This is a genomic window from Comamonas thiooxydans (assembly GCF_000964545.1).
GTDB lineage: Bacteria > Pseudomonadota > Gammaproteobacteria > Burkholderiales > Burkholderiaceae_C > Comamonas > Comamonas thiooxydans.
Map to the genome: position 1 here is coordinate 1 of NZ_BBVD01000022.1, position 13,449 is coordinate 13,449.

Below are 13,449 nucleotides of genomic sequence, written 5' to 3' on the forward strand. Positions count from 1 at the left end.
CGAAGAATTTGTGCTGCTATTGGCAGACATAACGCCGGAAGATGCAGAACTCATTGCGCAGCGAATCCAGCGTGATCTCGGGTCAAGAAATACCGTTCTTCCAACCGGCCCCAAATTGACCATGAGCTTCGGAATTTCATTGATCACCAGGTCCTTCCAGTTTGAGCAAGCCATGAAGGAAGCCGATCGACTCCTTTACCAAGCCAAGAATGCGGGGCGTGATCGGGTTCATGTATCGGGGTTTTCCTATCCAGACATATCTGTAGAAACTCATCAGCTATGGAACAGGCATGCCGCTTAAAAGACTCAGATAACAAGAGCCGTTCAATTGCCCAACCTAACGCCAGCTACTGAACGGGTCTTGCCAGCTTGCGGGATATCCATAATCAGGCGCTCTTCAAGTCTGCTGCCTATTGCAGCCCCGATTCCACTTTCAAACCCAATGGTGTGGACACACCGCCCATTCAGTAAACGAGTGGGCTCGGCACACCAGTCTCGGGAACTGATGTGATCGCTTGTACGACCTGGATTGGTGCTGCTTGCGCGGCCTCCAAGGACGTAAAAGTGTGCACAGTGATCACTCTGAAGCGCTTCGTGCCGACCTTGCAATCTATCGCCTTCGTCAAGACGAACGTACCAGCCAGCTCGGCACCCTGCTGTCTGACTTCAGTCCACACCTGAAAGCCATCTACTTCACGATTGCCCATCGTCCTCTCCCTAGGCAAGTGCAGCGCACATGAAATAAAGCGCCCGCGTCAACAAACGCACTACTGAAAAATTTCACCACAACACCCCAGCCCGCCACGCGGGCTTTTCTCATAAAGGGAGAAAATATGCATGCAAAGATTGATCCCGAAGGCTAAGCAACATCGTGCGCAATGCCCCAGACGACTGCATGCGGCTTCAGCGAAGCGCAAACAGGGCCGCCGTCTCCCATCGTCCCTTGAACGCGTGCCTCAATGACTCCTCCAGAGGAGAGCGCGGCGTCAACGACTTCCTGGGGAATAGACGCCAGCTTCAGCTTGGCGCGACGAGTCCAGGGCGAGCCTGCCTGCCCCGCAAGGGTGCCGGAATTGATGTAAACGAAACGTTCGGAAGATGGGCCCTGAGCGAACTCACCCAAGAAATTGACTGCACCTGTCGAGAGGGGCAAACCCAGGCGAAGCGAGAACTCGAACCGAAGAGGCTCGTGCTGGCCATCCATTGGATCGAGCAAACCCGACCTGCCGCGTTGCACTGCGAACCGAACATCAAGCGGAGTATTCACCACCAGTATTCGTATACGAACGGACTGTGCGGAGTTGTCTTTGCTCATGACCACAAACTGCTTTCACTGCTGGATTTCAACGGTCTCTGAAGGCTCTCACTGTACATGCGTAAAGACGTAATGCAGCTGCCAGTTCATTCGGCAAACGGCAAAGGCCAGCGACTATGTGGGGACGTCGTTCAGCGCGGCTGAGCGCGAGGCCATCCTCAAGGCCTGCCGCCCCGACGAAAGGCCCATGCTCCAGTTTTGGTTTGAGACGGGCCGGCGCCCAGGCGGGCTGCAGGCGTTGCAGTGGAGCCACATCGATTGGGAACGAGCTATTGCCCGTATAGAACTCAATCAGGTCACAGGCGTAATCAAAGAGCCCAAGACAGCCGCCGGCATCTGAGATGTGGAGCTATCCGCCGAAGCACTCGCAGCGCTGCGCGCCCAGTGCCCTATCTCTGAGCTCAAGGACGAGCGTGTCTGGCTCAACCCTCGCACGGGAGAACCATGGAGCACCGACGCCCAGATCCGCAAGACGCTCTGGCAGCCGGCCTGCAAACGCACCGAGGTGGAGTATCGGAATCCCTATCAGGTCCGTCATACCTATGCCTCGGCCTTGCTGACGGCCGGCGCCAATCCATGGTACGTTGCCAGCCAGGTGGGGCAGAGGAAGTGGAGATGGTGTTCCGGACGTATGGCAAGTTCATCCAGGAGGACTACCAGAAGCCGAAACCGGCCCTGCGAGCTGTCAGCTGAGACCGGTGCATTCCGCGTGCACTTTCCGTGCATTCTTGCGCACCAGCCTGCACCATCTAGACAAAAGAAAACCGCCCTACACCTAGCATTTACTTGGTGTAGGGCGGTGGGCTGGCGTCTATCGAATCATGATCCCCGAACCCCATGGAATAACAATTTTATGAAAAATATCCATGCAATTGTTCCCCATGTTGTTCCCCCGCATAGCCTTAATTAAGCTTGAACTGCTTTGGAAAGAATGATTCAATTCCTAGCTGAATTGAATACTTGTATACATCTGACTACATCGCTTTTCTTTGCATTTAAACAGCTTCTAGGCAAAGAATCGACCTCAGCAATGTGCTGATCCACTTCACGACCACTTAGAACTCGTACTTCTCTTTTCGCTGGACGAAGGCGTCACGGCCGCCTTCCAGAATGCTGGCCACCTGATCTCGAATAACGGGAACGTCAATCGAGCCTTGTGCTTCCTGCCCGAGACAACCTTGGTTCTCAGCGGCCGTGAAAACGCCAATCCACTCGGCATCACCGAACACCGGGATGTTCGCGTTGTGTGTCGCGAACAAGAACTGCCGACTGGTTTTTGCCTCCCTCAACTCGGCGACGATCCGATCTGCGATGAAGGCGTTGTCAAGGTTGTCCTCCGGCTGATCCATGAGAAGGGGATCAACGCTCTCAAGCAATAGCATGTGCAGGATTGCAGTGCACTGCTGGCCCGTAGAAAGCTTGTTGAGCGGCCGGAATACCGCATCGGCTTGGCCGTGCGCGACATTCAAGAAGATGTCCACGCGATGCTCCAGCTCCAAGGCCTCCAACTCCATGAGCTGAGACGACTGGAGCTTGGTGAGTGCGTCGGCCACCATCTCCGTGACGCCCCAATCAAGCTGCACGTCGGCAGACCCTTTCTGAATCGACTGGGCCAGCGACAACGGGCTGATCGTCTCAGCATCCTCAATGAACGCAAGCCGCTTTTCACCTACGCCATCCAACTTGCATCCAAGCAGGAACGCCATCAATGGCGTGCGGTCAGCCTCCGGCACGATTTCCACCTTGAGCTTGCCCTCAAGTCGTCTGTTCAGCTTCTTCCCGGCCTTCTGCAACGCCTGTATGCGTTGCGCACGCAAATCAGACAGCTCGGCCAACAGGTTGCGCCGTTCCTGACGAAAGGTGTCGCGCTGGGACTCGTGCGTAGTCGCCCGCGACTTCATGGGCTTGATGCGCTCGATCTCCCCCATCAACTTCTGATAGGCAACACCGACCTCCTGCCCGCTCTTTCCAGCAGTGGCGGGCAACGTCCGCAGCGCCTTCTCCAACTCAACATCGTGCTCCTGAATCGCCTGCTGCCATGCGCCATGCTGGGTTGTGAGCTGTGCCGCCTTGTCATCAAGCAAGGCCTGCATGGCGGCCAGATGGTCGGTGAACCCCTGCCTGAGAACATCCAGCGCCGTGCGCATGGCGAGCAACTGAGCGGCGTCAGGCAACCCCTCAAGAGCCTCATCGTTGATGAAGTCAAGGTCAGGAACGCTGTCACGCAGGTCTGAAAGGGCGTCGCGAAAGCTCTGTACGCCCTCGGTCACGGTCTTGGCAATCTCTCGCTCGCGCGCGAGCAATGAGGTCTTGGCCAGCTTCTCCTTGATCCCCAGCTCGTCAAAACCGCGAAGCTGCTCTTCCAGCTTGGGCAAGCGCTCAAGCTGCGCATTCAGATCATCAAGATCGCTCAGGGACTTCGTGAGCTTCTGCTGGTTCTCCTTCAAACGCCTATGCACGTCGGAGCTCTTCGCCTCGTATTCCCCGTCTTGAGGAAGAAAGCGATCCAGCAACTGCACTCGGCTGGTTTCATCTTGGGCCAGCTCGTAAATCTCGTTCTGTCCATAAATGTCGATGCCCGGCAGCAAGTCGCGCGGAAGCAGGGTCGAGACGTTGCCATCCATGTCACGCACCATCGGCGGCTCGTTATGACGGCGCGAGATGGTGTACTGCTTGCCGTTCTGTGCAGAGGAAACCACTGTCAGCTCAACCCGGCCGGCCGAACGGCCAAGGTTCTCCTTGATGATCTCTTGGTGGAGCTTCTGCGCCTGTTTGCCTTTGGGTGGCAAGTCCAAGGCGAAGCGCAGACATTCGAGCAAGGTGGACTTACCCGTTCCACGGCCGCCGATCACCGTGTTGAGATGGTCGGAAAAATCCACCCGGATGCCATCCAGGTAGCCACCAGCCACCGTCATGCGTGCCACCTTGCCAATCGGGCTTTGGGCCTGCTGAGAGTTAAGGCGGATTCGCGATCCCGGATCGAGGAAGGCAACCTTGAACGCCGCGAAGTTGGGCCGCGTCATCTTGATAAGGCAAGTGGCACCGGGTTGCTCCAATTCATCCGGCTTTGCGACATCCTTGGCATTGATGACAGCTACGGGCCTCTCGCGCCGGTATGCATCATCCTTGTTCAGCAGCACCCTGCGGTAGAAGTCACTTTCCACTCCCGCCAAGTCATCTATCGACCCAGGAATCTGGGCTGCGCGGAGCTTGTGGAGCTTCCACACATGGTTGAGCCGATTTTTTAGAAGCCCACTGTCCGACGTACAGTGCGCAGCATAGATGAAGCCTCCGAGTTGATCGACCTTCTCAATCAGTTGCTCTGAACTCAATCGAGACGGGCGAACACCGTCTGTTGGATCAAGAAGATCTAGATTACCAAGATAGCGTTCGAGTTGCTGCCCCGTGGTTTCCTCGGAGAACAGACAGACGTAATGGGTCTTGTCGTTCGAGGCGATCTCGAAGCCAGGAAACACCACGATCCCGTGCGGCTGTAGCACCTGACGCAGAGCATCGACGCTGGCCACGCTGCCGTGGTCGGCTAAACCGACAACCTTGATGCCCAGCTTAAGGCACTTTTGGAGCAGCGCTTGGTTGTAGCCGCCCTCATCCAGCCCATGATCGCCTCCCCTGTAGGTGCCGTTGTAGCCAACAGGATTGACCTGTAGCGCGCAGAGCCAAAATCTCGCGTAAGTGTATTGATCGCTCATATTCCTCCCTGATTTCTACAGTTGCGATGCATGGCGACGCGCTACAGGACTATCGGCTGCACCTGCTATTGGTTTTCCGTCATCGAACTCATTGCTGGCGAAGTGCGATTTCAGCTTCAATGATTTCAGCAGCAGCAGCCCTGACCTTGGCAACGATATTGGCCCGCTTCTTAGAGTCATGCTCTTGATGGGCCTGCTTCACTAACTCAGCAAGCGCCTTATGCTCGGGCAAATTAGCGTCATACGCAGGCAGACTCACATGCTTGAAGATGTCGCCCATATTGGTTGCCACGTTGTGCGCCTCGATCATCTCCTTGACGATCTCCGAGTGCAGCAATCCGCACAAATAAAAGGCTGGCTCCGGTTGGTCGAAGTCGGCAAAGTAGAGCTTGTGGTCAGGAACATAAACACGCTGCCCGTAGCCCGGCACAGACCCAGACGCCACGACGGCCGCAGAAAAGTCGCCCGTCATCTCGGCCCAAATCACCTTATAGGGTGCGAAGGTGTAGTCGCCCACGTTGTAGATTGCGAAGAAAGGAGCTCCCTTCATGCGCGTCCTGAAGGTGGAACGCGACTCCAAAAATGACTTGTAGGCCTTGAAAAAATTGAATGTCTTAGGATTCGTGTGACTGCTGTAGCGCGCCGCAGCGCTGTCCAATGAAGCCCGATCAATGCCCTTATTCGGCACGAAAGCATAGAGCGTGTTCTCCGGCAGAAAATAGCATGGATGGAGGTCGCCTGCACCCTTTGCCAGGGGAAACAAGCTCTCAGCCTCAACCCAGAATTCGCGCGGCTGCCCCAAGTCGGTTTTGCCTTCATGTGGCCGAGTTCGCACCTTGACCGTCTTTGTTGCGGGGTTCGAGTCAATGACATCCACAAAATAGACGCCATTCAGGTCAGTCGTGATGCCCTTACGGCCGTTGACCCAAGTAGAGGGGCCAAACATCGGCTGACATGCGGCGAAGTGCCCCGGCTTCATGATGGCCCAAGGAGCCCCCTCCATAGTCTGCGAGACGGGATTGGCCTCCATCTGAATCACATCCACAAGATCAGTCACCTCTGCACGATGTAGACGTGGGTCGATTGCCTTCAAGCGAGCCACTTGACCGCCGCGCCCCTTCTTCGGATTGCCTGCTTTGTCGGTCTTGGGCTTGCCAAGCCAGACCCGGTAGTCCAACGGATAGCGGGTCGTCCCCCCTATCTTCTTCGTGAACATGGCGACAGCCGTTTTATTCGCCGCGTCTGGAAACGGCTTTAGCTCCTTCATGTCATCGATGGAGATAGGCACCAAGCGGTCGGTTGCATTGATACGGAAGCGCCGGAAGCCTTGCGACGAAGGCGACTGGAACACCGTCTGCGTGATGACAAACACCAACCGTCCATCTTCGACCAGCCATTTGTCAGCCGTCGTGTAGGTGATGATGGCGGAAATGTCTAACTCGTTGCCACCGTGGAATTTGGTGTCCGAGAAGATGGCGTACTTTTCGCAGGTCGGCTTAGCTCGGTTCCGGTATGCCTCTGGGAGATTCGACCATCGTACCCAAGGCGGATTACCAACAATGGCATCAAACTGTCCGGCAGTAGCTGACCAAAAGAAGTTGCGCACGATCCTGAACCAAATACCGTTCCAGTTCTGCCGATGCAGTGCGAGCACTTGGTCATAGGTCGTCTTGAGGTGGTCATTCCACTCATCGGCCTGCGCCTTGCTCAGTATCTTGGCTTTCACCAGCGCCTTAGAGACGGGCGGGAATTCAGTGTCGTTTTCAACCTCTTCTCCCATGAACTGGAATACTTTGTCGAGCAACACGCGATCACGCGCCAAGTCAGTAGGTAGAACAACTTGCAGATTTGCTTGCTGGCTGCCAATGCTGTACTCAACCACCTTTTGATCGCCGTCAGGGTGGGGGGCAGGGGAGTACACCGCATCAGCTAAGAGAACGGGAATCTCAACGTCTTTACCCTTGCACTGCTGCAACAAGTCTGCGATAGCGATCAGGAAGTTGACGCGAGAGGATTGCACAGCAAGCGGGTTGAGGTCGAAGCCCCAGACCGTCGTGGTCAGCATGTCCACGGTCTGCTCAGCAGTCCATCCCGCCGTCAGCGCTGCTCGGCGCTTCTGCTCAATAGCTTCCAGCAGGAACGAACCAGACCCACATGTCGGGTCAAGTAGCCGAGCAGCAAGCCACTTGTCTCGCTTGTAGCCGAGCTTTGCCACAGAGTGCTCGACCAACCAGTCCGGCGTGTAGAACTCGCCAAGGCTCTTGCGCAATTCCTCCGGCACCAAGTCCTGATAGAAGTCACGCAGAACATCGCGCGAGCGGCCGGTCTTCTTGATGGTATCGAAGCGATAGACCGAAAGCTGGGCCAGCAAGGTGCGAATCGCCAAGCACATCGACGTGCGAATCGCCTTCTTGGTTGTAGCATCCAGATACCAACTAAAGATGGCTTCTTCGACAAAGCCATGCAAGCCGACTGCGTTGAAGAACCCGCCGTTCTCGATATCCGAGCGTAGTGCCTCAATCAGGGCTTCGTCCGATCCGAGAGCCAGTAACTCATGGATCAGGGAAGTGCTTGACGCCATGCCATGTGCAGCCACGATCTCGGCCGCGATCAGCTTCATCAGCAGAGAATGAAAGGTGTGGGTAACGAAAAGCTTGGCTGGCAAGTCAATGGCAGCCGGGCCTGCGAAGTCAAATCCCAATGACCCATTGATCTTCTTGCGCTGTTGAATGCTGAGGTCAGCGGCCTGCCCATACAAGGTTGCCCATTCCTCGAAGAGCATCTTGATTTTGCGGTTGCCGGGCTGCCCAAGAGCGTCAGCAAGAGCATTGGACAGTTCCTGCATGAACTCGCAGCCTGTCTCGGATAGATGACCAAAGTCCTCGGCTAGGTTCTCCGATGTGATGGCTCGCCGGAAATTTGCTCTCAGCGCATCTACCACCATCTGGAAGGCAATGGTCGAGAACGGCATCAGTGGCTGGTGAACGATCTTTCCGCCTTGGACTTGGGCAAAGCCCACATGATCGCCGTCGATGGCAATACCGATGTAGTCCTTCTCATCCAGCCCTTGCTCAGCAGCCAAGCGGGGGATGTATTTCAAGAGGCGACCATCGGTCGCCTCAATGAACTTCGGACTTGTCTCACTCCCCTTGAAGAGACCGGGGCCTTTGAACTCGATGACGACGTTGTTGTAGCTAGAGTCGCGCTTGGCTCTCTCCGCGTCCAAGTCGATCTGCAAGGCCTCTTCAAGCCCCTTCATCCATGCGTGGCGTACTTCTTCCTCGTTGACCCACTGCTTGCGGCGGCGATTGATTAGGTCGTAGCCCCTCTTGGTATTGGTGTCCATCGTTGTCCTTCTGTTTTCAGTTCTGCCGCTTCGGCTCGGGCCGCCCAATAGGAGCTACCTTGTAAATTGTGGTTCGCGAGACACCGTACAGCTCGGCGATTCGACCTATGGGGAGCTTCTGCGCGTCCACCATCTCGTTGATCTCTTTGATCTGGGCCTCGGTGAGCTTCGGCTTCCGCCCGCCGGCGCGGCCCCTGGCGCGGGCTGCGGCAAGGCCTGCGCGGGTGCGCTCGCGGATCAGGTCACGCTCCATCTCGGCGAACATGCCGAACATCGCGTACATGGCCTTACCCATCGTCGAATCGTCGAACACGACTCGCGGCTGCAACAGCTCGATATACACGCCAGCAGCACGCAGCCTGTCGGCGATCTGCACAAGGTCGGAGAGAGAACGGCCCAGCCGGTCGAGCTTCCAGACCACCAAGGTGTCGCCACGCCGTAAGCGCCGCAGGCACTCGGCGAGCTGCGGCCGGTCAGCGTTCTTGCCACTGGCCGTTTCCTCGTACACGTCGTCGCACCCGGCTTGCCTGAGAGCATCCCTCTGCAAGTCCGGGTTCTGGTCACTTGTCGAGACACGCGCGTATCCGATGCGCTGCTCCATTGGCCGTCCCCGCCCTCAAGGCACAAAAAATGTCCAGCAAAGGTGTGTTTGCTGGACGTTGATAAGTTGACGCTGATTTTAACAGCCGGGCAGCACTTTGGACGGGCAAAAGCTCTCCTTGCGGCAACTGTCCAACAAACTACCGTTTTATGAACAACGATTTGACGTCGATCAGGGCATGGATGCCGCCTGGCTTTCCCACAGCCGTCGGTAAGCCACCTCATCGTCGGTCGGTTCGCGGTTGAGCTGCTCCAGCAGCCAGGCTGCGCCGGCGAAGTGCCCACGCGATAGATGATGGCGCCCTTCTTCGTGATGTTGTCGATCACCGGGACACGCGCGAGATTCGTCACGTCCTCGCCCTGAAGGGTAGCTGACAAAGCCGAGGAGCAAGACTGTTGAAAAGCGACAGTTGAAATTGGGAGATACTTATCATCCTGTTTTTTCTGCAGCTTTTAGAGCGACCAAACTGCGATGTCTGAAAACCTGAATAAATTCGAAGATGGTAGCGCCGAGAGCGAACGCTGGTACACACTTACAAACGCAACTGGACAAGCCTTCGGTTTCGCACTTGCTTACGCGTTTAACAACAGGCACCTTTTTAAACAAGAAAACGGCGCAAAGGAGTTTAGTGAAGCTCTCTACGACACATTCACTGACCACCTCCCAGTGCCACTGAGCAATGAATCGATCGCCGTTTTGCATGGCATCGTTGAAGGTATGACGAAAGCCAGTATTGCTGAGGATGAGTGATCTCTTGACTTGCTCCCGCGGATAGTTCCATTTCTGATGGATACAAACCCAGACTGCTATGTCCGCTGCAAAGCCAATCGAAAACGCGTTGGATTTCAAAGCGAACCTCGCCACTTCAGCCATGTACACCAGCCCAGGCACCCTTCTTGGCAAGCTCAAGGCCATTTGGATGCTGGCAGCTGATTTAGCTAGTGAGGCAGAAACCAAGCACAGCAAACTTATCAAGCTGCTTTGGGGGCCTTGTGCACATGAAAACTCTTCACTTGCACTCAAAGCACAATCGCTGCCCAAGCAGGAAAGCAAGCCAAAAAACACCCTGGTCCAAACCTATGCTGAATTGCTGCGCGAGGTAGCAGCAATCCACGATCGTGCCGTGCGTCTTCAACTTGATGCAAACACAGAAGGGTTCCAACTGCCTTTGGAAGATGCTGCGTTTATCACGACTCTTCTGACCTCAGAAAACCTCCGCTCCGAGTCGTTCCTGAACAAGGTTGTGCCGCATTTTTTTGCGCTGCAATTGCATTGCTACCGTCTCTACCAGATGCTGGACAGCCCACTGGGTGCACCTGCTGACCCTATCGCTAGACAAGGCAGAGCAAGCAAGGGAGGCAAGGCTAAAGCCGTTGGCGAAGATGTTCTGAAGTCTTGCTTCTCTGACTTTCTGGCATCCAAAGCTGGCAGTACATTCCCTTCATATATAGATTTTTTTGACAAATGTGAGACGCAGTTGGAAAGCACCCTAAAGGCATACCAGCGCGATCACCTCGGCAAACATCACCCGACCATCGGTCGAAAAATTGCCTCTGGCAAGGGACTGACAGTCGATGGTTTGGAGCGCAAGTTCCTAGAATGGAGGCGGAGCGACCCTACCTTCAAAGAAAGGTGGGAGAAGCTGGTTCCGCCCAAGAAAAAAGCCTCCTGACGCAGCGAGCATCTAGGAGGCTTGATCGGGTGTCTGTGACTAAGGGGTAAGGGGCCGTCCGAACTTCGAACCATTCAGGAAATCAGTGAGTTTTCGGCCAGGTACCGGTTGTACAGGTATCGCTTGTGCAGTTAAGTCAGGCGTCAGATTGAGGATCAACTGCTTGCGTGATCCTGGAGGGTTTGCCACCACTTTGCCATCCTGCAAAAGCTGGTCAGTAGCTAAGTTCAGGTTGGCAGCGTTACGGGTAGAAGCAGGACCATTGCACAGCAGATGCCCGCGCATAAAAGCGCCCTGCCCGAGCTCCTTGAATTTCCGCAGCATATAGGCGTAGAGTTCGTCGGCATAGCTCATTTGAAGAGCCGTTTCCGACTGCTCGCCAAACCCCATCAACGCCTGCTCCAAATGCCAGTCCATCAGTGTCAGTGCAGACTGCATATAGGGCTGGCCAATCACAGGTTGAGGGGCAGTGAACCACTGCAAAATAGCAGCGATGCGCATGGCATGCTCGCCTGCGCGTTGCACAAAGGGCTCCATGCCCACCCAAGCATCATCAGCGCCAGGCAATGCCTTCCAGTACTTGTCAGCCTGACGCCAAAGCTTCTCCGCCTCAGAAGACAAGCGGATCTGCGCCCTCTGCCCCGAAGTCTGCAGGATCGCACGGTAGTCATTCATCAGCTCCCGGACACGGTCGTGGAAACGATGAAGATTGGGATTCTGTGCTGCCTTGCCGAAGCTGATGTGCTGGACGGAATCTGTGGCGTACGACAGCAGCATGCGAGGCATCAGCCCAGAAGGGACCATCAACGCACCCTGCTTGCCTTTGAGCAACTGATCAAAAACAGCATCCTGGACCGTCATGCAAAAGGTGGTGCGCGTGTCACGTATCTGGATCATCTCGTGCTTACGCAAAAAGCGCAGATCATCCCCGTCGTAACGCTTGCACATGCCAGGAAGGTCGAGATGTTTTGCCAGCGCTCCACCTTCGTCCAGAACCATTGCCATCGCCTTGGCTCCACTGCCAAACAGCGCAATCACTCCACTTTCGGAAGCATCGTCCAAACGGTAAGGATGGCCCTGACTCGGATCAAAGCCTTCCTTGCCTGCAAAGCGTCCTTCGCAACCAGCCTCAAAGTCACGGAAGCCGTGGTATGCGCAGTTAACGCTTGCCGACTTGCCAAGACCAGAACCAGCGATCACGGACACATAGAGGCTGGTGGGCATCACCCGGTGGGTCGGGGTGTAGATGTCGAGCACGCCATGCACTGCCGATGCCATTGCGGAGAGCACCACAGGACCCACCAGCGCATCTTTCGTCTCCACGGTGCGGGCCACACAACTCGCAAAATCACCACCCAGTTCATGCAGGCAGTCAAGAGGATAGAGAGGAGGAATCCAGTTCATGCCTTGTACTCCTTCCACCCCATCTCTTCACTGAGTTCCTTCAACGGACGACGCACAGCCAACATATCCAGCTTGGGCATCTTCTTGCTACGCTTGGGTCCCTTTTTGGACGCGGTGATCTTCTTGAGTTTGGTGCAGCCAAAGCTGCGCATCTTGCCCGGAGCCCTGAAGCGGGTCAGGTAATCGACCTTGGTCAGGTAGTCGGAATAGCCACCCATGATCCGCCACAGCAGCGGATCGCTGTAGTTGATCACGCGCAGGATGGCCTCTTCGTGCTTTTGGCGAGTGCTCTGATTGCGAGTATATGCACCATCTGCCCTGGGCTTCTCATCCCACTTATGCGCGATCATGCGCGCAACGTTGATACGGTCCTGATACTTGGCTCCGTTGAGACCAATCAACCAATGAATGTGCAAACCCTTGATGGGAGCACATTCGATCTTCCAGGCAAAGAAAATAAGATCGTCCTTGAATATTTTGCGAAGAATCTTGAGCATTTTTTCTCGAACCTCACTGACCTGTTTAAAGCGCGCTTCATAGTCTTGCTGAGATGCAAACCTTGCACGCATATCCGGAACCCTGTAAGGCTCTCCCCAATCCAAACGGATCAGAAGTATCGAGTTATGCAGCTTCCATGACTGCTCACCCACCAGCATTAACTGCTTATAGCACTCCGTTGAGTTGCGTTTGAAACTGTGAAGTAGACCGTTCCCGCCAGCCTGCATCAAATTCTTATGCAAGAACAATGACAGGTCGTTGACTGCCTTTTTGATTTCCAGTTGAACGTCATCCGACTGTATGCGAAACTCGTCGAATGTCATCTCAAAAATCAGATGCATCACCCACTCATTCACTTTTTTATTCTTGGCTGTCAGCCACTCCTTCGTTCCTTCGAGCACTACCAACGCAGCGGGATTGATCTCTACATAGCATTCTGAAGAAATGTCGATATTTCTTCCAACAAGAGAGCTGACTTCATAGATCAGCTCAAAAATAGACTTCTGATAGACAACTATTTCATACTTATATTTTTGTTTGTTAATTTCCAGATTAAAAGGATAAACATGCGGTGTTCTCAGAGTCCATTCCACAACATTCTGAATCATGGAATTCAAAACCACACCATCAGCACCACGCATATACACAGGAGCTTCATCATCTTCTGTTGATGCACTCACATCAAGAGAAGAAGCTGATACATCCAGCTTCTTCATCATCATTCTCCTAGACAGTTGTTTACTGATATATTCAGATTCTTATACTCATCTATATATTCAGTTATTTAATTTCGAGATAAATAGGAGTATTTCAAGACAAAAATCAGCTGAGATCTTCGGGATATGGATGATTTCATCTCCCGTCTCAGGCAGGTATTTTTATTTCTCCAATATTCAGATATTT

Annotated in this window: 9 protein-coding genes; 3 read left to right on the plus strand and 6 right to left on the minus strand. The window is 54.5% G+C overall.

Annotated elements, in window-relative coordinates; genetic code table 11:
* Positions 1–301 (plus strand): diguanylate cyclase domain-containing protein (locus Cth01_RS22155; RefSeq protein ID WP_045840437.1); only part of this gene is annotated, 301 nt, incomplete at its 5' end.
* A 558-nt stretch (positions 302–859) separates the two neighbouring features.
* On the opposite strand, the gene Cth01_RS22160 is transcribed toward Cth01_RS22155, so the two are convergent.
* The 4 genes from Cth01_RS22160 to Cth01_RS22175 form a co-directional block, all read right to left on the minus strand.
* On the minus strand, positions 860–1,315 hold the full coding sequence (locus Cth01_RS22160; RefSeq protein ID WP_045840465.1) for a DUF5990 family protein: 456 nt from the start codon (positions 1,313–1,315) through the stop codon (positions 860–862).
* Positions 1,316–2,370: 1,055 nt separating this feature from the next.
* On the minus strand, positions 2,371–5,025 hold the full coding sequence (locus Cth01_RS22165) for a TrlF family AAA-like ATPase (protein ID WP_045840439.1): 2,655 nt from the start codon (positions 5,023–5,025) through the stop codon (positions 2,371–2,373).
* 88 nt (positions 5,026–5,113) lie between these two features.
* Positions 5,114–8,371 carry an Eco57I restriction-modification methylase domain-containing protein gene (locus tag Cth01_RS22170; RefSeq protein WP_045840440.1) on the minus strand — a complete coding sequence of 1,086 codons (3,258 nt, stop codon included), beginning with the start codon at positions 8,369–8,371 and terminating at the stop codon, positions 5,114–5,116.
* A 16-nt stretch (positions 8,372–8,387) separates the two neighbouring features.
* Complete coding sequence (locus Cth01_RS22175) at positions 8,388–8,972, minus strand: recombinase family protein (RefSeq protein ID WP_045840441.1); 585 nt, start codon at positions 8,970–8,972, stop codon at positions 8,388–8,390.
* A gap of 471 nt (positions 8,973–9,443) precedes the next feature.
* On the opposite strand from Cth01_RS22175, the gene Cth01_RS22180 reads away from it, so the two are divergent.
* Positions 9,444–9,722, plus strand: coding sequence for a hypothetical protein (locus Cth01_RS22180; protein WP_045840442.1), 279 nt, complete (start codon positions 9,444–9,446; stop codon positions 9,720–9,722).
* 58 nt (positions 9,723–9,780) lie between these two features.
* Positions 9,781–10,644, plus strand: coding sequence for a hypothetical protein (locus Cth01_RS22185; protein WP_045840443.1), 864 nt, complete (start codon positions 9,781–9,783; stop codon positions 10,642–10,644).
* A 39-nt stretch (positions 10,645–10,683) separates the two neighbouring features.
* Here the strand turns inward: Cth01_RS22185 and Cth01_RS22190 are convergent, their stop codons facing one another.
* Together Cth01_RS22190 and Cth01_RS22195 are read right to left on the minus strand one after the other, a co-directional pair.
* Complete coding sequence (locus Cth01_RS22190) at positions 10,684–12,048, minus strand: DUF3987 domain-containing protein (RefSeq protein ID WP_055477430.1); 1,365 nt, start codon at positions 12,046–12,048, stop codon at positions 10,684–10,686.
* Positions 12,045–13,262 (minus strand): YagK/YfjJ domain-containing protein, encoded by a 1,218-nt coding sequence (locus Cth01_RS22195; RefSeq protein WP_169749776.1) that lies wholly within the window; start codon positions 13,260–13,262, stop codon positions 12,045–12,047. Before Cth01_RS22195 ends, Cth01_RS22190 begins: the two co-directional genes overlap by 4 nt.
* Positions 13,263–13,449: the final 187 nt, after the last annotated feature.

What these genes read in the sequence shown, in the direction of transcription:
- Cth01_RS22170 (WP_045840440.1), bottom strand. Translation starts at nt 8,371, where the DNA reads ATGGACACCAATACCAAGAGGGGCTACGACCTAATCAATCGCCGCCGC.
- Cth01_RS22165 (WP_045840439.1), bottom strand. Translation starts at nt 5,025, where the DNA reads ATGAGCGATCAATACACTTACGCGAGATTTTGGCTCTGCGCGCTACAG.
- Cth01_RS22175 (WP_045840441.1), bottom strand. Translation starts at nt 8,972, where the DNA reads ATGGAGCAGCGCATCGGATACGCGCGTGTCTCGACAAGTGACCAGAAC.
- Cth01_RS22185 (WP_045840443.1), top strand. Translation starts at nt 9,781, where the DNA reads ATGTCCGCTGCAAAGCCAATCGAAAACGCGTTGGATTTCAAAGCGAAC.
- Cth01_RS22195 (WP_169749776.1), bottom strand. Translation starts at nt 13,262, where the DNA reads ATGAAGAAGCTGGATGTATCAGCTTCTTCTCTTGATGTGAGTGCATCA.
- Cth01_RS22160 (WP_045840465.1), bottom strand. Translation starts at nt 1,315, where the DNA reads ATGAGCAAAGACAACTCCGCACAGTCCGTTCGTATACGAATACTGGTG.
- Cth01_RS22190 (WP_055477430.1), bottom strand. Translation starts at nt 12,048, where the DNA reads ATGAACTGGATTCCTCCTCTCTATCCTCTTGACTGCCTGCATGAACTG.
- Cth01_RS22180 (WP_045840442.1), top strand. Translation starts at nt 9,444, where the DNA reads ATGTCTGAAAACCTGAATAAATTCGAAGATGGTAGCGCCGAGAGCGAA.